This is a genomic window from Sulfitobacter aestuariivivens (genome assembly GCF_014763045.1).
Taxonomy (GTDB): Bacteria; Pseudomonadota; Alphaproteobacteria; order Rhodobacterales; family Rhodobacteraceae; genus Sulfitobacter; species Sulfitobacter aestuariivivens.
On record NZ_JACTAG010000001.1, the window covers coordinates 1625285 to 1646067 of the forward strand.

Below are 20783 nucleotides of genomic sequence, written 5' to 3' on the forward strand. Positions count from 1 at the left end.
TGCATTTTTTTCATTTTCGGCGTTGTCGCTTGGCTGAAACCGCCGTGTTTCGCTCACTTCTGCCAAGGAACACCCGCCCGAACTTCGTCCAGCGTGAAGAGTTTTGCACCCTCCCAAGGCGGCACAGAAATGATGCATCCCGGTGGATCGCCCTTTGGCGAAAGCAATGCATCGCCCCAATCCGTAATGCCAAATGCGGTGAGGTAGCTTTGCAGCAGGTCAAGATCGAACCGGTCCCGTTTGCGAGGGGCGTTATATTTGCGCACCTGCTCAAACGGAAATGGGGTTCCAAAGGTTTCAAAAACCCACCGCCCGCCGTCGTTGGCCGCGGCTATCGACCGCCGGGTCACACCGGCTGTATCTTGACTGTCGTTCGGATCGTAAACTTCCCAGATCACGCCGCGATACCGTGCGGTGGCCGGCGCCACACAAATGCGCATAGCCCGGACACCCAATGTGCGCACCAGATGTGGCATCGCTGACGCCGGATCGGATCCTGAAATGCCATTTGCAAAATGAGCCGTCCAGCCCGCCGTTGTCTGCAAAAGCAAAGTGCGGTTCTTGGCGATGCATAAAGGGGCCAAAGCCGCAAACCTTGCCGCCAACGGCCCGTCGCTGCGCGTGACATCGACGTTCTGCGCGCCAAATGTCGCTTTGCGCCACGCGATACTTGCCTCAGCTACTGCATCAACGGAGGCATCGATCAGGCCAAAATCCCGCGTGACCGGCGACCAGGTCTCAAAAACACTCTCGGTCTCGGCGGGTTCCGTCATGCCGTGCCTGAATGGTTACCCATGCGGCCATGCTGGCTGATCTGGTATGAACAACTTCAGCGTATCGCCGACTTTCAACGTCCCCTCCCGTTCGACCCAGGCCGTCACGCCTCGCTTGCCGCGCGCCGCGGCCTTGAAGGCCTTGCCGTGGCCTTTCGCGTCTTTCTCGATCTCCCTGGCAGGCCAGTTACAGGGGCCGTTTTCAACATCGACCACAATGGTCGTGCCATCGTCTGCCTGCAAACGAGAGGCCGGCGGGACGTATGTGAAATCGGGAATGCCCTCGATCACTAATGAAGCGCCAAGCTGTTCTGGTTCCAGCGCGTCCAATCCGATCTCGGCGGCGATTTCCGCCATTTCCTCAGCCGACAGGATCGACAATTGTCGGGTATTTCGAATGTCGGTCCCCGTAGGATGCCGATCCTTCACACGCACACAGGACGCGCGTGTCAGACCTTCGTGTTGTTCACCTGGCACGCCCGCATAGGTCAGCGGCAGCACGTCCATCGCTTCGGATCGGATGCCGCTTGGGTCTTTGGGCACACGCCCGATCCAGGTGATCTTTGCGATGAAGTCGGTCTTGCGATGCTCAGCCACAGTATTCTCCGGTCAGTTTGGCCCACCCTGTCTTTTGCCCGCACAAAAGAAAAGACCCCGCGCGGGCGGGGCCTTGTTTTTGTGTGAGGCGCAATCAGCGCGCCTGATCAAACGGAGGGTTCGGGCTCCAGCCCCGGCTCTGACGGCGGGTCCTTGCGCACCTTCCCCTTGGCTTTGGGAATTGCTGTGATGCTAGGTGCATTGCCCTCGTCCGAGGCATCATCGTCCTCGTCATCCTCTGCTGTTGGAGGCAGCCCCGCAATCACACGCTTGATCTCGTCGCCCGTCAGCGTCTCATATTCCAACAGACCCTGCGCCAGCCGCTCGAATTCCTCGTTCTTTTCAGAAAGAATTTTCACAGCCGTGTCATAGCCCTCGTCGATGATCCGCTTCACTTCGTTCTCGATCAGCTCTTTCGTGGCCGCAGAGACCGAAAAGCCTCCCGCCCCGCCGTTGGCCTGATATCCAGCGGCGGCTTCAGAGTAGTCGATGTTGCCGACCTTGTCGGACATGCCCATGCGCATCACCATCCCACGCGCCAGCTGGCTGGCCTGCATGATATCGCCCATTGGCCCAGACGACACTTCATCCGCGCCGTATTTGAGGATCTCAGCCGCCTTGCCCGCCATGGTCATGGCGATCTTCTGTTCGGCCTCGTCCTTGAACATCTGCAGCTTATCCATCTCGGGCAGGCTCATGACCATGCCCAATGCACCGCCACGCGGGATAATCGTGGCTTTGTAGACCGGATCACACTTGGGCAGCGAGATGCCGACGATGGCATGGCCTGCCTCGTGATACGCGGTCTTTTCCTTTTGCTCCTGCGTCAAGACCATCGACCGGCGTTCCGCGCCCATCATGATCTTGTCTTTCGCGGATTCAAAATCTGCCATTGCCACAAAACGGCGCCCAATGCGAGCGGCGGTCAATGCGGCCTCGTTCACGAGGTTGGCCAGATCCGCACCGGAAAATCCGGGCGTGCCGCGTGCGATGATGCGCAGATCCACGTCAGGGCCAAGCGGTGTCTTGCGCGCGTGCACGCCAAGAATCTTCTCACGTCCCTTGATGTCGGGGTTGCCGACCGTGACCTGACGGTCAAAACGACCGGGGCGCAGCAGCGCGGGGTCCAGCACATCCTTACGGTTCGTGGCCGCAATGATGATCACACCCTCGTTGGCCTCGAAACCGTCCATCTCAACCAGCAACTGGTTGAGCGTTTGTTCACGCTCGTCATTGCCGCCGCCGTAGCCTGCTCCACGATGACGACCCACGGCGTCAATTTCGTCAATGAAGACGATACAGGGCGCGTTCTTCTTGGCCTGCTCGAACATGTCGCGCACACGGGACGCACCGACACCGACGAACATTTCCACAAAGTCAGAACCCGAGATGGTGAAGAACGGCACGCCAGCCTCGCCGGCGATGGCACGCGCCAGCAGGGTCTTACCGGTACCCGGAGGACCCTCAAGCAGCGCCCCTTTGGGGATCTTGCCACCAAGGCGCGAGAATTTCTGCGGGTTGCGCAGGAATTCGACGATTTCCTCGAGTTCTTCCTTGGCTTCATCAATGCCCGCGACGTCGTCAAACGTCACCCGACCATGCTTTTCGGTCAGCATCTTGGCCTTGGATTTGCCAAAGCCCATCGCCCCGCCTTTGCCGCCGCCCTGCATCCGGTTCATGAAGTAGATCCAGACGCCAATCAGAAGCAGAATGGGCAACAGCGACATCAGGAAGGTCTGAAAGCCCGACTGTTCCTGCGGACGCGCCTGTATCAGAACATCATTTTCAATAAGCAAAGACGTGATTTCTGCGTCATCTGGCTTGATCGTGGAGTATTCCCCATCCGCTTTGATAAACAGCACCTGTTCACCATCAAGCATGACAGAGCGGACTTCGCCGGTTTCGACCGAATCCACAAATTCGGAATAAGTCACTTCGTTGCTTTGCAAACCGTTGGAAGAGCCGTTGAACAGGTTGAACAGCGCCAGCACAAGCAGCATCAAAACAACCCAAAAGGCGAAATTACGAGCGTTGCCCAAGGAAATCCTCCTAAATCCGGGAGCCGCGGTGTTTTGCAACCACAGCGCCGACCCACATGGTCAGCCACCTCCTTAAGATAGAGACGATGGCCCCATGTTCAATGCGTAAGTAGTGCGGCAAAAAAGGTCTCTTCGCCGCCGTCCACCTGCGCATGCCATTTCTGGCCCGTTCCGGCAAGGGGGGCGGCGATAACCTTGTCTCCCTGCCAGATTGCGGGGGTCGACAAAAGCACGGCATGGGGCCGCCCTGATGCACGCCAGTCGGGGCATTGCTCTAACCCTTCTGGCCCAAGTGCGCGTACGGTGATTTTCTCTGTTCGGTCTATCGGTTCGGTCGGATAGACCCGCCAGCGATCGTCCCACAGATCATCTGGTTTGGTCTGCGCATCGGCGACTGCGTTGAGTTCTCGAAAGACCCAGATCTTGCCCCCGATGCGGCGCGCATGAACCCCGTCGGCGGTGCCCGCCTGCCCCTTTCTCAGGGCCTGCATCAGATTGGCAAGGGCCGCCCGGCGCGGCGGGTAGGTTTCACCGCTGATCCAGTTGACAGCGTGCACAAGCAGGCGGCGCTGAATTTCGTCGGGCAGGACCCGCATCTTGCGTTCGTCAAGAACAACGGCACCTGCGTCGATTTCGACGATATCGCGCGCGGTCAGAAAGGTTTGCCAGTCAAGCGCCGTTCGGGCCAGCGCCATATTGGCGGCGACCTCGCTTAGTCCCTCTGCGTCAATTCCAAGATCCGCAAGGGTTGCGAGGGCCTTGCGCGCCCGCACTCTTTGAAACCGGGTGTCTTCGTTGCTAGGGTCATCGATCCACTCGATATGCTGGGCCTGCAGGTAGCACCGCAAGTCGTCGCGTGTAGCGGCCAACAACGGGCGCACCCAGGTAATCCCGTCGCGCATCCACCGCGCCGACATCCCCGCCAACCCATTGACCCCGGCCCGGCGCGCCAACCGCATCAGCACCGTCTCAGCCTGATCATCAGCAGTATGCCCGATGGCAATGGTGGACACATTGTGTTGCCGCGCCCAGGCAGCCATCAGATCGTAGCGCGCATTCCGCGCCTCGTTCTGCAGATTTCCGGTTCCGTCCCAGGCATCCCAAAGCAGCGTATCATGCGGCACGCCCAGCTTTGCGCAAAAACGGCTCACCAAATCGGCCTCTGTCGCGGCATCCGCGCGCAAACCATGGTTCACCGTCACAGCCCGCAGCCTGGTCCCATGCAATGTGCACAGCCCGTGCATCAAATGCAGCAGGGCCATGGAATCGCCGCCGCCTGATACCGCCACACCGACTATCGCAGGTGGATGCGCCATGAAAGCATCCGAGACCTGCTGGGTGAGGCGTTTCCCGGTCATCAGATCACGGGCACAGCAGTGTCTGTCGTTGTGCGGTCGCATCTGCCGCAAATGGGCTTTCAGGAAACCGCGAGGTCACCTCAAAAAGCGTCACGCAGGCTTCGTTTACCTGGCCCAACACGCCCAGCGACCGGCCAAGTTCGAAAAGGGACTGCGGGGCAAGCGGCCCTGTGGGGTTGGTGCTAAAGCTTGCAAGAAAGGCGCGTGCAGCTTCACGGTCATCGCCCAGACCTTTGAGCGCCTCGCCGCGGCGCAACTCGGCTTCGGCTGCTAGCGGTCCGCCCGGGTAGGTCTGATTGAAGGTCGCAAACTGGTCTGCGGCGGTGCGAAAGTCACTGTTTGCGAGCGCCTCCTGCGCCCGCTCAAAGTCGGCCTTTTCGCCCACTGCAAGCTCTGCCTGATCCGTGGGGGTGGCCGGGGCCGTCAGCGGGGCCTGCGTCGTCGCCTGACCCGCACCGCCAAGGGTCGTCGTCTCGCCCAAAGCCGAAACATCGCCCCCCTCGAGCTCAACCAGTCGGAACTCCAAATCGCCAATGCGGTTGGTGCCATCGGCTACGATCCGGTTAACGCGGTTCTCCAGTTCTTCGGACTTGGCCGTCAGTCGCTGCAATTCGCTTTCCATTGCGTTCACGCGCTCCAGCACAGACCCTGTGCCAGTGCCGGTATCAACGGCCGTACCACCAGTGGTGGACAACTCGCGCTTGAGCTTTTGCACTTCGACAAAAAGGACCGTCAGTTCCTGCCGGATGTCTGCAAGCGTCTGATCGCCCTGCGCAAACGCGGAAAAGGGGCTGATCATCAGCCCCAGTCCCAATGCCACAATAAATCGTGTTTTCATTGCTGGAACCCTAGCTTGTCAGCCCGCCCGCCAGCACGGTCACCGCGCGGCGGTTCTTGGCATAGCAGGCCTCTTCTGAACAAATCTCGATCGGACGTTCCTTGCCATAGGAGACAACGCGCAAGCGCGTGGCCGGCACGCCCTTCGAGATCAGATATTCGCGCGCAGCATTGGCCCGTCGGGCGCCAAGCGCGAGGTTGTATTCGCGTGTGCCCTGCTCATCTGCATGCCCTTCGATTACGGCGGCATAATCGATGTTGGTCAGCAACCAGGTCGCTTGGCCGTCCAGTGTACTGCGTCCGATGTCGGTCAGGTTAGACTGGTCCACTTCAAACAGCACGCGATCACCGACAGCCTGCTGGAAATAGGCCAGCGAGGTCGGGTCGTTGGCGCTGCCGGGGATGATGCCGCCGCTGGCGGGCGCGGTTGCACCGACGTCCTGGCCGCCAAAACGGCCCGGATTGGTGCAGGCGGTGACGGCAAGCGCTGCCATCAGGATCATGCTGGTCAGGATACGTTTCATAAATCTGCCTCTCGTTTAACTACGGCGTTTTCGCTCATTAACCTTTTCGTAACACAGGCACCCTGTTTTGGGAATTGCCAGTGCTGTCACTATTGCTGCAAGGGCGACCACGATGGGTCAGATGCGCCCTCGGGCGTGCGCACGGGCCGCAGGTTGCGCCCGCTGATATCGACCGAATAAAGCGATGAAGACCCGCCTGCGCCCTGGGTTTCGCGCGCAAACATGATGACGCGCCCATTGGGCGCCCATGTGGGCCCTTCGTCCAGGAATGACGCTGTCAACAACCGTTCTTCCGACCCGTCGAGCCGCATCACACCGATATGAAAGCGCCCCTTGTTCTGCTTGGTAAAAGCAACAAGATCGCCGCGCGGAGACCATACAGGCGTGCCGTAACGCCCTTCTCCAAAGGAGATACGTTGTGCTTCGCCGCCTGTGACCGGCATGATGTACAGCTGCTGAGAGCCTGAGCGGTCGCTTTCGAAAACGATGCGCGTGCCGTCAGGCGAGAAGCTGGGGGCAGTTTCGATCGCGGGCGTATTGGTCAGCCGCACCGACGCGCCCGAGGCGATATCCATCGTATAAATGTCCGTATTGCCGCCCTGTGTCAGCGAAAAAACTACTGTCTGGCCAGAGGGGGAAAAGCGTGGCGCAAAGCTCATCGTGCCCTCGGCGCTTTCCAGCACACGGCGCTGCACCGATCCGATATCCAGCACATAGATGCGCGGAAATCCGCTTTCGTACGAGGTGTAAAGGACGCGGTCACCCGTGGGCGAGAATCGCGGCGCCAGCACAATCGCAGCTGAATCGGTCAGGTACTGCACATTCGCCCCGTCATAATCCATGATCGCCAGCCGCTTGCGGCGATCATCCTTGGGTCCGGTTTCGGAGACATAGACCACCCGGCTGTCAAAATAGCCGCCTTCGCCCGTAATCCGGCTATAGACCGCGTCCGCCACTTTGTGCGCCATGCGGCGCCAGGCATCGGTCGTGCCCGCAAACTGCAACCCGTTGCCCAGCTCAGCACCCGAGAAGACGTCATAGAGGCGAAACTTTACCGTGACCTGATCTCCGGTCACCGCAACCGCCCCGGTGATCAGGGCTTGCGCGTTGATCGCTTTCCAGTCGGCGTACTGCAGCGGTGCGTTGAAATCACTGACGGTTGAGATAAACGCACTGGCCGGAATTTCGCGGAAAAGCCCGGTGCCCGTCAGATCATCCGACACTACCCGCGCCAGATCGCTTGCCAGCTGCGCAGCTTCCGCCGTTTCAGGCTGAAACGTTGGCACGGCAAACGGCAGGGGTTCGATCACACCTTCGTCGATGATGATCCGCAACGGTTCTTGGGCATGCGCTTGCGATGGTGCGGCGAAAGCGGCTGTCAGTACCAGCAACAGGCTCAGAATAATGGCTTTCATGGGCGGCTTATCCTTTCAGGATCGTACGTCGCTACAGTATTTCCGGTGACTTTCTGGATTGCGAGGGGAACTTTGCAGCTCTGGTCACCACAGCAAAAACGCGCTCGGTGCGGGTTTGGTTCAGGCTGGCGATGTGACGCATGGTCCCTCACTGCATTTTCCTTGGGTCAAATGTGATCTCGATCGACTGCCACTGGCCGTATTTTTCATCGGGCAGATCAAACCCCTTGCCGCCGCACCGCAGGATCGCCCGGCGCGCCGTCTCGAACCCCTGCCGTGCCGCCGCATCCGACCCGCCGGTGCTGCTTAGCAGGCGAATGGTATTACCGATGGGCGTGCCATCGCGGTTCATCTGCACCCCAACCACCACAATCGTGCGCAGCGCCTCTGACGACATGGAACCGACATTCCAGCATTCCTTGACCGCCAGCCGCAGAGATTCCCTTTCGCCTTGCGTCAGGGGCGGTCCACTCGGCGCGGGCGTGCCAGGAGCCTCAGCGGCTGCTTGTGCTGCAGCCACCGCTGCGGCAATGGCGGCTGCATTGTCATCCTGCGAGGCCTCATTTGTTGCCACCTGCGGCTCAGGTGCGGCCGGTCTGCGTCCCGGCGGCCGGACCGAAGCCGCCGGGGCCGCCGTCGCCTCAGTGACAATTTCGGTTGTGGCTTCTTCAGGGGCCGTGGCGTCCTGGGGCTCATCCGGCGTCTCGCCCGCCTCATCAGGGGCCACCGCCTGCTGCTGATCAAGCTCGGGGGCGGCTTCGGGATCAGGCTGAGCGACGGGTTCGGGAGCCACACGCTCTATCGGGCGCGGGGCTGCTTCGGGGGCAACCTCGGGTGCCAATACAGCCACATCGCCCACAGGGTCGTCCAATGTCGGCGCCGCATCGGTGACCTCTGCTGGCTGCGGCGGTGCATCGGGCACTTCTTCGGGCGGGCTATCTTCGGGTGGCGCCTCTGCCTGCGAGGGCACAGGCTGGTCGATCACCCTATCTGGTTCGGCGGCAACCTCGGGCGCATCCGGCGTAATCTCTGGCGCTTGTGGCTGTGCCACGTCTGTCACCTGATCTGGCGGGACCTGAGCAGCAAGAATGGCGTCAAATTCCGCCCCGGTGATCACCGAAACCTCGGTCATCTCGAAGGGCGGCGGTTCAGAACGAAAGACACCGCCCAGAAACGCCCAGCCGATCAAGATCAGATGCCCCGCGCCCGAGATATATTGGCCGGTATCCATGCGCCTAACCGTCCGATGGCCCGTTGCCATCCAGGGCAGGCCCGCCGATATCCGTGACCAGGCCGATGTTCGAGAACCCTCCGGCATTCATTGCGCCCATCACCTCCATCACGATCGCATAGGGCACGCGGCCATCAGCACGCAGGAAAACGCGGTCACTGCTGCGTTCTGCCGCGATGCCGCGCAGTCGCGCGACCAGCTCTTCGCGCGCCACATCCGTGGTCTGGATCTGCACCGCCCCTTCTGCGGTTACGGTAACCGTCAGTGGTTCTTCCTGCTCGGCTGGCAATGCTCCTGCGGCGGTCTTTGGCAATTCCACCGGCACTCCTACGGTTAGCAAGGGGGCTGCAACCATAAAGATGATCAGCAACACCAGCATCACGTCCACAAACGGCGTGACGTTGATCTCTGACATTGGCTGCGCCCGCCCGCCACGCCTGCGGCCCCTGCGGCTCCCGCCGCCGCCTGATTTCATGACACCGGCCCCCACGGCTCAGCTGTCCAACTGGCGTGACAGGATGGTGGCAAACTCGTCGGCAAAAGCCTCGTAGCCGCCCAGTATGCGATCACTGTCAGCACTCAGCTTGTTGTAGAACACCACCGCCGGGATCGCCGCCAACAGTCCCAACCCGGTTGCCAAGAGGGCCTCGGCAATGCCGGGGGCCACAACGGCAAGGTTGGTATTCTGCTGCTCTGCAATCTCGATAAAGGCATTCATGATGCCCCAGACTGTGCCAAAAAGTCCCACAAACGGCGCGGTCGAGCCCACTGTGGCCAACACCGGCAAACCCTTCTGCAGGCTCTCTGCCTCCTTGGCGATGGCCACATCCATCGACCGGTCAATTCGTGCAGTCGCACCGGGGATCAGCGCCCCGTCATCACGATGCGACCGACGCCATTCGGTCATACCGGCGGCAAAAATCTTCTCGCTCGGCCCCTCGGGTGTCGCCCCGATCTGGTCATAAAGCCCGTCCAGCGGCTCACCCGACCAGAAAGCCCGGTCGAAATCGCCCGCCTCGCCGCGTCTGCGACGATACTGCAGAACCTTCTGAATGATGATCGACCAGGACCAGAACGATGCAAAAACCAACATCGCCATCACGATCTTCACAGTGAGCGTCGCACGCGCGAACAGTCCCCACATGGAGAAATCAATCTCCTGCGCCAATGCCAGCGTCTCTGCTTCCATGTTTCCTGCTCTTATCCTGCGCCACTTGGGCGCGCCACTGCCTGACAGGCCCTGTTTTCCGGGCTCCAATTGGGATCAAACTACCCCAGCACAAGATCGATTGCCAGAATTAAGCGATCACGTGCCGGTGTTCGACAGCTTTGCGCGAAGTTTTGCTGGCAGGCGCTGCGGTTTGCCTGCGGTGGTCATGCAGACGGCGGTGACAATGGCGCGGAAAATGACAGTGTCACCGCGTCGCACCTCCTGATCAAAGATCCACCGCACGGCTCCTTTGGGCGCATGCGTCGTATGCACGTCCAATCTGTCCCCAAAGCCTGCTGTGCCCAGGTAATCTGCCTCTACCCGCGTGACGACAAAAACCATGGCTTCCGCCCGCATGGCGCGCTGATCAAGGCCCAGCTGCTCCACAATGTCCGACCGCGCGCGTTCAATATATCGCAGATAATTCGCGTAATAGACGATACCGGCCATATCCGTATCTTCGTAAAATACGCGTACCGGGAAAACATGGCTCATCTTTAGTCTCCTGCATTCCACGCCATCAGTGCGCCACCCCGATCCGCGCCGCCAGACGCAGCGCGTGAGAGGCGTCCTGCGCCATCCCCGGCAGCACCGGATCATAGGCCGCCCGCAGAAGTGCCGCAATTTCAGGCCGCAGTATCGTCGTCTCCCCCGCGACCGCCAATGGCGAGGTTTCCCGAAAAGCCAGATCGGACCACAGCAACACCGATTGCACGACCTGGCTCAACGCCAACGTCTCTGCTGATACATCGCTCAGATGCGTGTCCATCCGCAGAAAAACAAAGCAGGCTTTGATGGCGCCGTCTTCGTCAAAACGAAACAACCGGTATTGATTTGCTTCTGCTGTCTGCAGCTTGCCTATCAAGGTGTCCAACTCCGGCACAAGACGGTCCATTCCCGTCACCTCCGGCAATTCCGCCCAGTCGCGGAAAAAGAACATCATGAAGTTACTGCCCAGCTCAGGATCCGTCTCGGCCATCTGATGGCCCGTCAGTACCATCACCGCCTCCAGCGCTCCCTTGACGACAACCAGCGTGGCGTCATCAACCCCAAAGACCACCGGTGCGACGGGCCGGCCCCAGCGCGCAAAGGCATAGCTGCCATCACTGCGCGTAAACAACGCCTCGATCTCATCCGCCTGCATTTTCACCCTTTTACAAATACCTTGCCCAACGGATCACTCAAACAGATCGGTCTGTGATTTGGGCGGCTTCATACCCAAATGCGTCCATGCCTTCGAGGCCAGCATCCGCCCCCGCGGGGTGCGCTGGATAAGCCCCTGCTGCAGCAAGAACGGCTCGATCACCTCTTCCAGCGCATCGCGCGCCTCCGACAAGGCCGCCGACATCGTCTCGATCCCGACAGGTCCCCCCTGATAGTTCTCCGCAATCAGCTTCAGATACCGCCGGTCCGCCCCGTCGAGGCCAAGATGATCCACCCCCAGCCGCGTCAGCGCCATGTCCGCAAGCGCTTTGGTGACCCTGCCATCGCCCTCGACCAGCGCAAAGTCCACGACCCGCCGCAAGAGCCGTCCGGCAATCCGGGGCGTCCCCCGCGCGCGGCGGGCAATCTCGCGCGCGCCGCCTTCGTCGGCGGGCGCCCCCAGCTTGCGGGCATTGCGGTCGACGATGATGAAAAGTTCATCCTCGGTGTAGAATTGCAACCGCGTAGGAATACCGAAACGATCACGCAGCGGCGTCGTCAGCAACCCCATGCGTGTCGTGGCCCCTACCAGGGTAAAGGGCTGCAATTCGATCCGCACCGTGCGGGCGGCAGGCCCCTCGCCGATCACCAGATCCAGCTCGAAATCCTCCAGCGCCGGATACAATACTTCCTCAACAGCCGGGTTAAGGCGATGTATCTCGTCGATAAACAGCACATCGCGGGCTTCCAGATTGGTCAGGATCGCGGCCAGATCACCGGCCTTGGCCAGCACCGGGCCCGAGGTCATCCGAAACCCCACCCCCAGTTCGCGTGCCATGATCTGCGCCAGCGTGGTCTTGCCCAGACCGGGAGGACCATGAAACAGCGTGTGATCCATCGCCTCGCCACGCTGCTTGGCGGACTGAATGAACACCCGCAGGTTCGCGCGCGCCTCGGCCTGACCGACAAATTCATCCAGCATCTGTGGCCGCAGCGCGCGGTCGACATCCTCTGGCAACGGCTCTGGCCGAACGGTGGGGTCAATCTCTGTCATCTGCTCTCGCGCATGAGGGGGGCGGTTCTGCTGCAGCAAGGCTTCCCCACCACGTCCTTACCCTTTCGGTGCCAGAAGTTTCAACGCAGCACGAATAAGCGCAGGCGTGTCTGCCTCGGGGTTTTCAGCGCCAGCCTGCGCCACGGCGCCCGCCGCATCGCCCGGCGCGTACCCCAAATTGCCAAGGGCGGACAACGCTTCTGATTGGGACGACGCATTCGCCGGCGGCTGGGGTTTCGCGATCGGCGGCATGGGTTCGATGACCTCTGCCCCAACGTCGCCCGTGGCTTGGGCTACCGTGCCACCCATCGCCATCACACCCGGTGCCTTGTCCTTGAGGTCAAGCACCACGCGCTGCGCAATCTTGGGGCCAACGCCCTTTGCAGCCCTCACTGCATTCCAGTCCCCAAGCGCAATCGCCCGGCTGACACCATCAGGGCCAAGCGCCCCAAGGATCGCCAGCGACGCCTTGGCGCCCACGCCCTGAACCGACGTCAGCAACCGGTGCCATTCCTTTTCGACCAGCGTGAGAAATCCGAACAGTTGCAGTACATCTTCACGGACCAGAAGCTCGGTATAAAGCGCCGTGGCCTCGCCGACCCCCGGCAGTGCCGCAAGCGTCCGCTCTGAGCAATAGACCAGATACCCTACACCGCGCACGTCAATCAGCACGTGATCGCTGGTGCGATACTCAATCCGGCCTGTGATCTTGCCAATCATGCGCCGGCCTTCGCGACGGCCGCGGCAAGCGCGCTGGCGCCGCCGTGGTGGGCGTGACAGATGGCGATGGCCAGAGCGTCGGCAGCATCGGGCCCTGCAATCTCTGCGCCCGGTAATTGCATCCGCACCATGTGTGCGATCTGGCCCTTGTCGGCATGTCCAACCCCGACAACCGTCTTTTTAACCGTGTTGGGCGCATATTCGCCCACCTCAAGCCCCGCCTGCGCGGGCACCAGCAGTGCAATCCCCCGCGCCTGCCCCAACTTCAAAGAGCCAGCACCGTCTTTGTTGACGAAAGTCTGCTCGACTGCGGCAGATTGGGGACGATACGTGGTGATGATCCGACTCAACTGCGCATGCAGCGACAACAAACGGTATGCCATGTCCGATCCCTGCGACTGACAAACGCCGTTTGCCACATGTGCCAGTCTGCTGCCTGTCACATCGATGATTCCCCACCCGAGGTTTCGCAGCCCCGGATCGATGCCAATGACCCTGATCATAGCCGTACCGCCCGAATTGTTGCTTTTTGGTTGCACTAGCACGAAGCACGAACATCTGGCAATCAATTCTCATCTGATGGCAAAACACGACAGATCCGGGACGCATTTGCGCCAAGTGTCCTGAAAGCGCCTTCGCCGGGCACGAAACCGACACCGCCGAGGCTATTTTTAGCTTTTATTTACTATGGGTTACCGGACAAACGACCTATGCGCCATGTGCATCCCACACATGCGCTTACAGCATTTGTAAACGCGGGATACCCGGCCTATCTGCTCCTTACACCGCCGGAGAAACCGGCATAACTCTATATCAAAGGACGGCTACAATGGCAGCTTTCGACACCACCCGCACAGCATACGGCTCCACAGCAGTCGTATCCTCCATCTCTTCCTTCTTCTCCGGCCTGGTCGCCGCAGTCGTTTCCTGGAATGACGCACGCATCACCCGCAAGGTGCTGTCCGGTCTCAGCGACCGTGAACTAGAGGATATCGGCCTCGTACGTGGCGACATCGACGATGTCGCGATGCCGTACCTCATCCGCTGATGGTAGGCGCGGTCTTATCCGCGCCCAGCGTTGAATGAAAAAGAGCCGCGCTTCCCTACCGGAAGCGCGGCTTTTTCCTTGGAGTAGTCTGCATATTTCAGATCAGCGCAGGACCGGTCCTGCGATATCTGCAAGTTTTTCCGTGACCGGATCAATTTGAAGCGCCTTGGCGCCAGCCTGTTCAATGGGCGTACCGTTCTCAAGCTTGGCAAGCCGTTCGTTGTACGTAATCGGCCCCACGGCAACCAGGATGAACGCCTTGAAGAAGAAAAAGCTGAACAACAGCATCAGGATGCCCTTGACCGGAAAACGCAAGCGCATCCGCTTGGGCTTGACCGACATCAGGCCATCGCGACCGACCTTGGTCACATACCCGTTCTTCATCTTGGCGTGTTTGTGCCCCAGCACATTGAGGCGTTTGATAAAGTGGTCGTGGGTCTCTACCATGGCAGCACGTTCCTTAACGACGGCCCCCACCGCGTTGATCAACGATTATCCAGAAATTGTGGCAATTTCTGGGCAATTGCCGCGATTTTACCGCAAATATGCAAAAAATGAGGTTTTCTGCGTCCCGTCCCAAGGTCATTTGCGCAAAGTGAGTGTAGTCCAGTCAACAATGCTTTCACGGTGAACCAGATTGATGCCATTGCGTGCATAAACGCTGATTACGTCATCGGCCTGCTCGTTCAAAATTCCCGAGAGAATCGCTTGGCCTCCGGGCTGCAGGGCATTGGCCATATCCGATGCCAAAGCGATCAGGGGCCCTTTGAGGATATTGGCAAAAACTATATCAAATGGGGCAGACGCGGCCAGCTCCGGGTGATCAAACCCCGCCGCCTCGATGCACCGCACGCGGCCTTGCATGCCGTTGGCTGCGACATTTGCTGCTGCGACCTCTACCGCCACCGCATCGATGTCACTGGCCAGCACCGTCTCGGGCCACACCCGTGCGGCCGCCATTGCCAGAACTGCCGTGCCACAGCCAATGTCGACCACGTTGTGACCCACAACCCCCTGATCCAGCAAACGATCAAGCGCCAGCAGGCAGCCCAGCGTCGTCCCATGATGCCCGGTGCCGAATGCCATCGCCGCCTCGATCAACAAGGGCAGTTTGCCCTGCGGAATCTTATCCGCATCATGGCTGCCGTAGACGAAGAAGCGCCCGGCCTCTACCGGGGATAGTTCGCGCCGCACATGCGCCACCCAGTCGGTCTCGGGAAGTTGCGAGACCACAAAAGGTTTTGATCCCAGTGCCGCCGCTAACACCGCCAGCGCGGTGTCGTCCGGGGCTGCTTCAAAATAGCCGCCCACTTCCCACAATCCGGATCCATCTTCCATTTCGAAAACGCCGACGCCGGTCGGTTCTGGATCAAGCCGTTCCATCGCTTCGCCCAATGCATAGGCCTGATCACGTCCTGCAAGGGTCGTCAGGGCAGTAAAAGTGGTCATCATCGTCTCCGGAATCTGTCGGGGTTCGGGTAGGGCCGCGGCGGATCGGCGTCAAGCGGGCCCGACGGCGGGGAATGCAGGCCATTGACATAGACCCAGCCCCAGAGGGCTGCGATCACCCCCATCACCGCCCCCGCAACGGCCTGCCCGTAAATCACGCCCGGCGCGCCAAAGAGGGCCGCAAGCCACGAAGCCGCGGGCCAGCTGAGCGCGCCGTCCTTCAACCAGGTCAGCAGCGTGGACCGTCCGGGCTTGCCCAAATTGTTGAAAGCCGAATTGCTGACGAAAAGGGCGCCGATAAAGATAAACCCGCCTACCCCCACATAGGCGAAGGCCCATAGCACTTCCGCCCCCTGCCCGGTCAATCCAAAAGCCCGGATGGCGTAGGGTGTGGCCGCAAATAGAAGCGCCCAGGCCACAAGCGTGTAGATCAGGCAAAAGATCAACGCATCGCGATAGGTTCTGCGCACCCGGTCCAGCGCCCCGGCACCATAGTTCTGGCCAAAGATGCCGCCAATGGCCCCCGAAAGCGCAAAAATACCGCCGAACACAACCACCGTCAGCCGTGCCACGACGGCCCAGGCCGCCACCGCATCATCCCCAAATCGCGCCATCACGATGGTCAGCAGGTAGTTGCCCGCTGGGGTCGACATCTGTGTCGCAATAGCCGGAACAGCGACCACCCAGAACGGCCGCGATAGCGTGCTCAACGTGCTCAGCCGTGGTCGCGCGACAAGTTGCATCTGAAGGATCGCGAAGTAGACCCCAAGCGCCAAAAGGGAGAACCGGAACAGCACCAGACCAATCGCTGCCCCATCCAGCCCCCATCCCATCCAGAAGATCAGGATCGGATCCAGTACCAGCAGGACCAGGCCCGAGAACATGGTGATATACATCGATTTGGCCCCGTATCCGTCTGCGCGCAGTGTGCCGGAACAGACCAGTGCGGCAGACATCGGCACCAGCGAAAAGATCGTCATCGCCAGATAGCGCGCGGCCAATCGCGCGGTTTCGCCCTCGGCCCCGGCAAACGCCACCAGCTCGTGGCGGAAGATCACAATCGCCGCAGACACCACGGCCAGCGTGGACATGGCCATCACAATCGCCGCCCCTGCCTGGCGGCGTGCCCGCGCACGGTCCCCTGCCCCGATGCTGCGCGAAATCAGCGCGGTTGCGGCAATCATCAGACCCACAGCCACCGAAACGGAAAAGAACTGGATCGCATAGGCAAACCCGATGGCCGCAACCAGCCGCGCCTCCCCTAACTGGGAAATCCACAACAAGTTTGCCGCATCCACCAGAAACACAAAGGTGATCCCGAATGCCCCCGTCGCGGTCATCCGTGTCACATGCCCCATGGTGGACCCCGTCAGAAACCGCCCCTCGGACATCCCTACTCGGCCGCTTGCGCGACAGGATGCGCAAAGATCGTCTCGCGCCCCGGTGCGGGATTGCGGGGGATCAGCAGCGCCAGCGTCAACGATACCGCAGCCATCCCCGCCGCCAGCAAAAACACCGCCGCAGGCGAGACCAGCCACAAAAAGCCAAGCAGAACCGGTAAAAACACGGCCGCGATATGATTGATCGTGAATGCCACGGCGGCGGTTGGTGCGATGTCCTGCGGATCCGCGATCTTCTGAAAATATGTCTTCAGCGCCAGTGCCAAAGCAAAGAACATGTGATCCAGCACATAAAGAATGGCCGCAATCAGCGCGCCCCAACCCAGCCAATAGACCCCGCCATAGGCCAGAAACACGGCAATCAGACCCATGTATTCAAACGCCAGCGCGCGCCGCTCGCCAAAATATCCGACGGCACGCCCCATCAGGGGGGCAAAGATCATGTTGGCCACCAGATTGATCAGATAAAGCGTCGTGATCTCATGCACTTCATAGCCGAACCGCTCCACCATCATGAAGCCAGCAAAGACCATGAATATCTGTCGCCGCGCACCCGCCATGAACTGCAATGCATAATAGAGCCAGTACCGCCTGCGCAGCACCATCTTCTTGATCTGCGGTGTCGGTGCCTCGAACTGCGGATAGGCCAGCATCGCAAAGATCGCGATCACCACGGTCACGCCCCCGCCCACCATGTAAACGGTGTTGTAGCTCAGCTGCAGTGTCTCCCACAGCGCCATGATCGCCAGATAGGCAATCAGTGTGGCCAGCGACCCCGCCGCCATCAACCACCCCAGCATGCGCGGCGCATCCTCGATCTTCAGCCACTGCAGCTGCAGCGACTGGTTCACCGTCTCATAATAGTGAAACCCGATTGAGCTGAGCATGGTCAGCGTCAGGATACCGCCCATCTGAGGAAACTGCGCGGTCAGAGCTGTCGCAACCCCCAGCAGGATCAGCGATACCATGCCCAAAACCTGCTCGCGCATGAAGATAATGATTGCGATCACACCCACAGCGAAAAACCCAGGGATCTCCCGGATGGTGTGCAGCAGACCAATGTCTGCCCCGTCAAAATCCGCCACCTCGATTACAAAATTGTTCAGCAGCGCCGCCCAGGTGTTGAAGGCAATCGGCATTGCCAGCGCCATCAGGAACAGCAACGCCACAGGCCGCCGCCAGAATGGCAGCTGCTTTGCGTCTTCAAGGGTAATCAACCGGGCCATGAACGACCCTTACGCCTCTCCCTGACAATTGGCGAGACCCTGCTGATGCACGCCCCACAAATCACCCCCGCGACACACCCCGAAATCTTCTGGCCCGAAGTATCCCGGGGGGTCCGGGGGCAGCGCCCCCGAACGGGTGCGGCACAAGGCGATCGCTTATCGGGATGGCGGGCGGGGCGTCGTCGCAGACGCGCGCCGCTCCCATCTCGGTGCCCCCGACGCCGCGAACGACCCGCACATCAAAACCGCGCAACCGCCAAAGCCGCAGCGCCCGCATTCCCATGCCATTCTGGCCCAGCAGGCATGGGGTCCGTTCCCTGCGCAAACCAGATGAGCCCCACAGCCAAGAGCCCGCCAAGCAACAAGGCGAGCGGAACAGAGATGCCTCGGTGTGCACTCCGCGGGTGCTGAGCAAAAATATCCTGAACGGCCATAACGATCTCCTGTGATCAATCAGCGCCCCAAACCGGGACGACCTGATCCTCAGATAGAGATCACCGATCCATGTTTAAAATGAATGTTTAGCGTCGATACCATCACACATCATGATGCTTTGAACCCTCAATAAAACGACTGCGGATCGATATCGACCGCCAGCCTCAGTTCCCCCTTCAGCTTGACCTGCGCCACCCAACGGGCCAGCGCATCCTGCAACGGTACCAGCTTGTCCGCCTTGACCAGCAGCCGTACCCGGTGCCGGCCACGCACCCGTGCGATCGGCGCGGGCGCGGGTCCAAAGACCTGTGCCCCGATCTGCCGCAACGGCGCGTCCTGACGGGCCAGTAAATTCCCCGCATCAAATACCTGCGCCACATCCGGCCCCGACAGGATAATGCCCGCCATCCGTCCGTAGGGCGGCACGCCTGCCTGCTTGCGCTCGCGGGCTTCGGCCGCCCAGAACGCTTCTTCATCGCCCGCCAGAATGGCGCGGATCACCGCGTGCTCTGGTTGATAGGTCTGCAGCAGCGCCGCCCCTGGTGCCTCTGCCCGCCCCGCACGCCCCGCCACCTGCCGCATCAGCTGAAATGTCCGTTCCGCGGCGCGCAAATCCGACCCCATCAGCCCGAGATCGGCATCGATCACCCCCACCAGTGTCAGGTTGGGAAAATTGTGCCCCTTTGCCACCAACTGCGTACCGATGATGATGTCCGCCGATCCGTCAGCTATCCCTGCAATCTCTGCCTTCAACGCCCGGGCAGAGCCGTACATGTCCGACGACAGCACCGCGATCCGAGCGTCGGGCCACAGCGCGCGCGCCTCCTCGCCCAGACGTTCGACACCCGGTCCCACCGGCGCCAACCGATCTTCAGCGTCGCACGCCGGGCAGGCGGTGGGCATCGGCTTGGTCTCGCCGCACTGGTGGCACACCAGCCGCTTGAGAAACCGGTGCTCGACCATTCGCGCATCACAATCATCGCATCCAATCTGATGCCCACAGGCCCGGCACAACGTAATAGGCGCATATCCGCGGCGATTGATGAACAGCATCGCCTGCTCGCCCTTCGCAAGCCGCTGATCAACTTCCTTCTTCAGCGTGGCAGACACCCAGCGATCTGACGGCAGGCCTTCGGCGCGCATATCGATTGCACCCATTTTTGGCATCACCGCGGCGCCATAGCGCGACGTCAGCTCCAGCTTTCGATACTTGCCCGCCTCTGCATTGGCCCAGCTTTCCAGCGACGGTGTGGCCGAGGCCAAGACCACCTGCGCATCGCAAATTGCCGCGCGTAGCACCGCCATGTCACGGGCATTGTACAGGACCCCGTCTTCCTGCTTGTAGGATGTGTCGTGTTCCTCATCGACCACAATCAGACCAAGGTTCTGATAAGGCAGAAACAGTGCCGAACGAGCCCCGATCACCAGTTGCGCCTGCCCTTGCCCGACCATGCGCCAGATCCGGCGGCGTTCGGTCATGGTAGCGCCCGAGTGCCATTCAGCAGGCTTGGTGCCAAACCGCTCCTGCACCCGGCTCAAGAACTGTTCCGTCAACGCGATCTCCGGCAAAAGCACCAACGCCTGCCGCCCTGCCCGCAGCGCTGCGGCCACGGCTTCCAGATACACCTCCGTCTTGCCCGAACCAGTGACCCCGCGCAGCAACGTGGTTCCGTACTGCCCTGACCTTACAGCATCCGCTAGTTGCGCTGCGCCGCGCGCCTGATCCTCGGTCAACACCTTGCCGGGCAAATCGGGATCAAGGCGCGGAAAGGGCAAGTCGCGTGGGCTGTCCTCTTCGTGCACCACGCCCTGTTTGACCAGCCCCTTGATCACAGAAGACGTCACGCCAGCCATTTCAGCCAGTTCTTTGAGCGTAAATGACAGATCCCCATACTCCCGCAGCGTCTCGAGAACCTGCGTGCGCGCCTTTGTCGCCCGGTCCGGCGTGCCCATGCCACGCCGGTAGATTTTGCGCATCGACGGCGGATCCCCAAGCCCCGGCGCCCGTGTGGCCAGCCGCAGCATCGCGGGCAAGGGCGTCAGCGTATAATCCGCCGCGCGGGTCAGGAACGTCTGCATCTCCGCGCGCATTGGTGCGACATCCAGCACCCGGATGACACTGCGCACACGTGCATAGTCAAAATCCCCCTGCCCGGGTCCCCAGACCACCCCCAACACCTTGCGCGGCCCCAGAGGCACTTCGACAAAGGCCCCCGGATGGCAGCCCCCTTCCGGCGCTTTGTAGTCCAGCGTCCGGCCCAGCGGCTGGGTTGTCAGCACGCCAACTAGATCACCTTCATCGAAAAATTCCGGGGCACTCACAG

21 protein-coding genes are annotated in these 20783 nt (G+C 60.8%); 1 reads left to right on the top strand and 20 read right to left on the bottom strand.

From position 1 onward, the window contains the following. Positions 1-53: 53 nt before the first annotated feature. The 15 genes from H9Q16_RS07995 to ruvC form a co-directional block, all read right to left on the bottom strand. The gene (locus tag H9Q16_RS07995; RefSeq protein WP_191074789.1) at positions 54-773 is read right to left on the bottom strand and encodes a hypothetical protein; all 720 of its coding nucleotides are present in this window, start codon (positions 771-773) and stop codon (positions 54-56) included. A 15-nt stretch (positions 774-788) separates the two neighbouring features. Next, positions 789-1370 (bottom strand): MOSC domain-containing protein, encoded by a 582-nt coding sequence (locus H9Q16_RS08000; protein ID WP_191074790.1) that lies wholly within the window; start codon positions 1368-1370, stop codon positions 789-791. A gap of 107 nt (positions 1371-1477) precedes the next feature. After that, positions 1478-3409: an ATP-dependent zinc metalloprotease FtsH gene (gene ftsH / locus H9Q16_RS08005; RefSeq protein ID WP_281403097.1), complete on the bottom strand. Its 1932-nt coding sequence runs from the start codon at positions 3407-3409 to the stop codon at positions 1478-1480. 98 nt (positions 3410-3507) lie between these two features. Next, on the bottom strand, positions 3508-4767 hold the full coding sequence (tilS, locus tag H9Q16_RS08010; protein ID WP_191074791.1) for a tRNA lysidine(34) synthetase TilS: 1260 nt from the start codon (positions 4765-4767) through the stop codon (positions 3508-3510). A gap of 4 nt (positions 4768-4771) precedes the next feature. After that, positions 4772-5605, bottom strand: coding sequence for a tol-pal system protein YbgF (gene ybgF, locus H9Q16_RS08015; protein ID WP_191074792.1), 834 nt, complete (start codon positions 5603-5605; stop codon positions 4772-4774). A 10-nt stretch (positions 5606-5615) separates the two neighbouring features. Then, positions 5616-6128 (bottom strand): peptidoglycan-associated lipoprotein Pal, encoded by a 513-nt coding sequence (gene pal / locus H9Q16_RS08020; RefSeq protein ID WP_191074793.1) that lies wholly within the window; start codon positions 6126-6128, stop codon positions 5616-5618. A gap of 89 nt (positions 6129-6217) precedes the next feature. Next, positions 6218-7543 (bottom strand): Tol-Pal system beta propeller repeat protein TolB, encoded by a 1326-nt coding sequence (gene tolB / locus H9Q16_RS08025; RefSeq protein WP_191074794.1) that lies wholly within the window; start codon positions 7541-7543, stop codon positions 6218-6220. Between the two features lie 148 nt (positions 7544-7691). Beyond that, positions 7692-8774 (bottom strand): flagellar biosynthesis protein FlhF, encoded by a 1083-nt coding sequence (locus tag H9Q16_RS08030; RefSeq protein WP_191074795.1) that lies wholly within the window; start codon positions 8772-8774, stop codon positions 7692-7694. 4 nt (positions 8775-8778) lie between these two features. Continuing rightward, positions 8779-9264 (bottom strand): protein TolR, encoded by a 486-nt coding sequence (gene tolR / locus H9Q16_RS08035; protein ID WP_191074796.1) that lies wholly within the window; start codon positions 9262-9264, stop codon positions 8779-8781. Between the two features lie 3 nt (positions 9265-9267). Beyond that, on the bottom strand, positions 9268-9963 hold the full coding sequence (gene tolQ, locus H9Q16_RS08040) for a protein TolQ (protein WP_191074797.1): 696 nt from the start codon (positions 9961-9963) through the stop codon (positions 9268-9270). A gap of 117 nt (positions 9964-10080) precedes the next feature. Next, complete coding sequence (locus H9Q16_RS08045; protein ID WP_191074798.1) at positions 10081-10479, bottom strand: YbgC/FadM family acyl-CoA thioesterase; 399 nt, start codon at positions 10477-10479, stop codon at positions 10081-10083. A gap of 25 nt (positions 10480-10504) precedes the next feature. Beyond that, positions 10505-11128, bottom strand: coding sequence for a hypothetical protein (locus H9Q16_RS08050; RefSeq protein WP_191075205.1), 624 nt, complete (start codon positions 11126-11128; stop codon positions 10505-10507). 33 nt (positions 11129-11161) lie between these two features. Continuing rightward, positions 11162-12181, bottom strand: a complete 1020-nt coding sequence (gene ruvB, locus H9Q16_RS08055; RefSeq protein ID WP_191074799.1) for a Holliday junction branch migration DNA helicase RuvB — start codon at positions 12179-12181, stop codon at positions 11162-11164. 57 nt (positions 12182-12238) lie between these two features. Further along, positions 12239-12901, bottom strand: a complete 663-nt coding sequence (gene ruvA, locus H9Q16_RS08060) for a Holliday junction branch migration protein RuvA (protein WP_191074800.1) — start codon at positions 12899-12901, stop codon at positions 12239-12241. Continuing rightward, a complete protein-coding gene (ruvC, locus tag H9Q16_RS08065) occupies positions 12898-13404 on the bottom strand; it encodes a crossover junction endodeoxyribonuclease RuvC (RefSeq protein WP_191074801.1) in 507 nt (168 codons plus the stop codon). Before ruvC ends, ruvA begins: the two co-directional genes overlap by 4 nt. A 326-nt stretch (positions 13405-13730) precedes the next feature. On the opposite strand from ruvC, the gene H9Q16_RS08070 reads away from it, so the two are divergent. Then, positions 13731-13949 carry a DUF1127 domain-containing protein gene (locus tag H9Q16_RS08070; RefSeq protein WP_191074802.1) on the top strand — a complete coding sequence of 73 codons (219 nt, stop codon included), beginning with the start codon at positions 13731-13733 and terminating at the stop codon, positions 13947-13949. 102 nt (positions 13950-14051) lie between these two features. On the opposite strand, the gene H9Q16_RS08075 is transcribed toward H9Q16_RS08070, so the two are convergent. From H9Q16_RS08075 to H9Q16_RS08095, 5 genes are all read right to left on the bottom strand, one after another. Then, the gene (locus tag H9Q16_RS08075; protein ID WP_246455542.1) at positions 14052-14438 is read right to left on the bottom strand and encodes a hypothetical protein; all 387 of its coding nucleotides are present in this window, start codon (positions 14436-14438) and stop codon (positions 14052-14054) included. Positions 14439-14531: 93 nt separating this feature from the next. Next, positions 14532-15398 carry a 50S ribosomal protein L11 methyltransferase gene (locus tag H9Q16_RS08080; RefSeq protein WP_191074803.1) on the bottom strand — a complete coding sequence of 289 codons (867 nt, stop codon included), beginning with the start codon at positions 15396-15398 and terminating at the stop codon, positions 14532-14534. Next, positions 15398-16789 (bottom strand): MATE family efflux transporter, encoded by a 1392-nt coding sequence (locus H9Q16_RS08085; protein ID WP_246455543.1) that lies wholly within the window; start codon positions 16787-16789, stop codon positions 15398-15400. The genes H9Q16_RS08080 and H9Q16_RS08085 overlap by 1 nt, the downstream gene beginning before the upstream one ends. A gap of 2 nt (positions 16790-16791) precedes the next feature. Beyond that, positions 16792-18024 carry an MFS transporter gene (locus tag H9Q16_RS08090; protein WP_191074804.1) on the bottom strand — a complete coding sequence of 411 codons (1233 nt, stop codon included), beginning with the start codon at positions 18022-18024 and terminating at the stop codon, positions 16792-16794. A 561-nt stretch (positions 18025-18585) separates the two neighbouring features. Further along, a complete protein-coding gene (locus H9Q16_RS08095; RefSeq protein ID WP_191074805.1) occupies positions 18586-20781 on the bottom strand; it encodes a primosomal protein N' in 2196 nt (731 codons plus the stop codon). Positions 20782-20783: the final 2 nt, after the last annotated feature.

Coding starts and splice junctions, on each gene's coding strand:
- tolB (WP_191074794.1), bottom strand. CDS start 7,543: ATGAAAGCCATTATTCTGAGCCTGTTGCTGGTACTGACAGCCGCTTTC.
- H9Q16_RS08050 (WP_191075205.1), bottom strand. CDS start 11,128: ATGCAGGCGGATGAGATCGAGGCGTTGTTTACGCGCAGTGATGGCAGC.
- H9Q16_RS08080 (WP_191074803.1), bottom strand. CDS start 15,398: ATGACCACTTTTACTGCCCTGACGACCCTTGCAGGACGTGATCAGGCC.
- H9Q16_RS07995 (WP_191074789.1), bottom strand. CDS start 773: ATGACGGAACCCGCCGAGACCGAGAGTGTTTTTGAGACCTGGTCGCCG.
- H9Q16_RS08045 (WP_191074798.1), bottom strand. CDS start 10,479: ATGAGCCATGTTTTCCCGGTACGCGTATTTTACGAAGATACGGATATG.
- H9Q16_RS08090 (WP_191074804.1), bottom strand. CDS start 18,024: ATGGCCCGGTTGATTACCCTTGAAGACGCAAAGCAGCTGCCATTCTGG.
- pal (WP_191074793.1), bottom strand. CDS start 6,128: ATGAAACGTATCCTGACCAGCATGATCCTGATGGCAGCGCTTGCCGTC.
- tolQ (WP_191074797.1), bottom strand. CDS start 9,963: ATGGAAGCAGAGACGCTGGCATTGGCGCAGGAGATTGATTTCTCCATG.
- ruvC (WP_191074801.1), bottom strand. CDS start 13,404: ATGATCAGGGTCATTGGCATCGATCCGGGGCTGCGAAACCTCGGGTGG.
- ruvA (WP_191074800.1), bottom strand. CDS start 12,901: ATGATTGGCAAGATCACAGGCCGGATTGAGTATCGCACCAGCGATCAC.
- ruvB (WP_191074799.1), bottom strand. CDS start 12,181: ATGACAGAGATTGACCCCACCGTTCGGCCAGAGCCGTTGCCAGAGGAT.
- ybgF (WP_191074792.1), bottom strand. CDS start 5,605: ATGAAAACACGATTTATTGTGGCATTGGGACTGGGGCTGATGATCAGC.
- H9Q16_RS08085 (WP_246455543.1), bottom strand. CDS start 16,789: ATGTCCGAGGGGCGGTTTCTGACGGGGTCCACCATGGGGCATGTGACA.
- H9Q16_RS08030 (WP_191074795.1), bottom strand. CDS start 8,774: ATGGATACCGGCCAATATATCTCGGGCGCGGGGCATCTGATCTTGATC.
- H9Q16_RS08070 (WP_191074802.1), top strand. CDS start 13,731: ATGGCAGCTTTCGACACCACCCGCACAGCATACGGCTCCACAGCAGTC.
- tilS (WP_191074791.1), bottom strand. CDS start 4,767: ATGACCGGGAAACGCCTCACCCAGCAGGTCTCGGATGCTTTCATGGCG.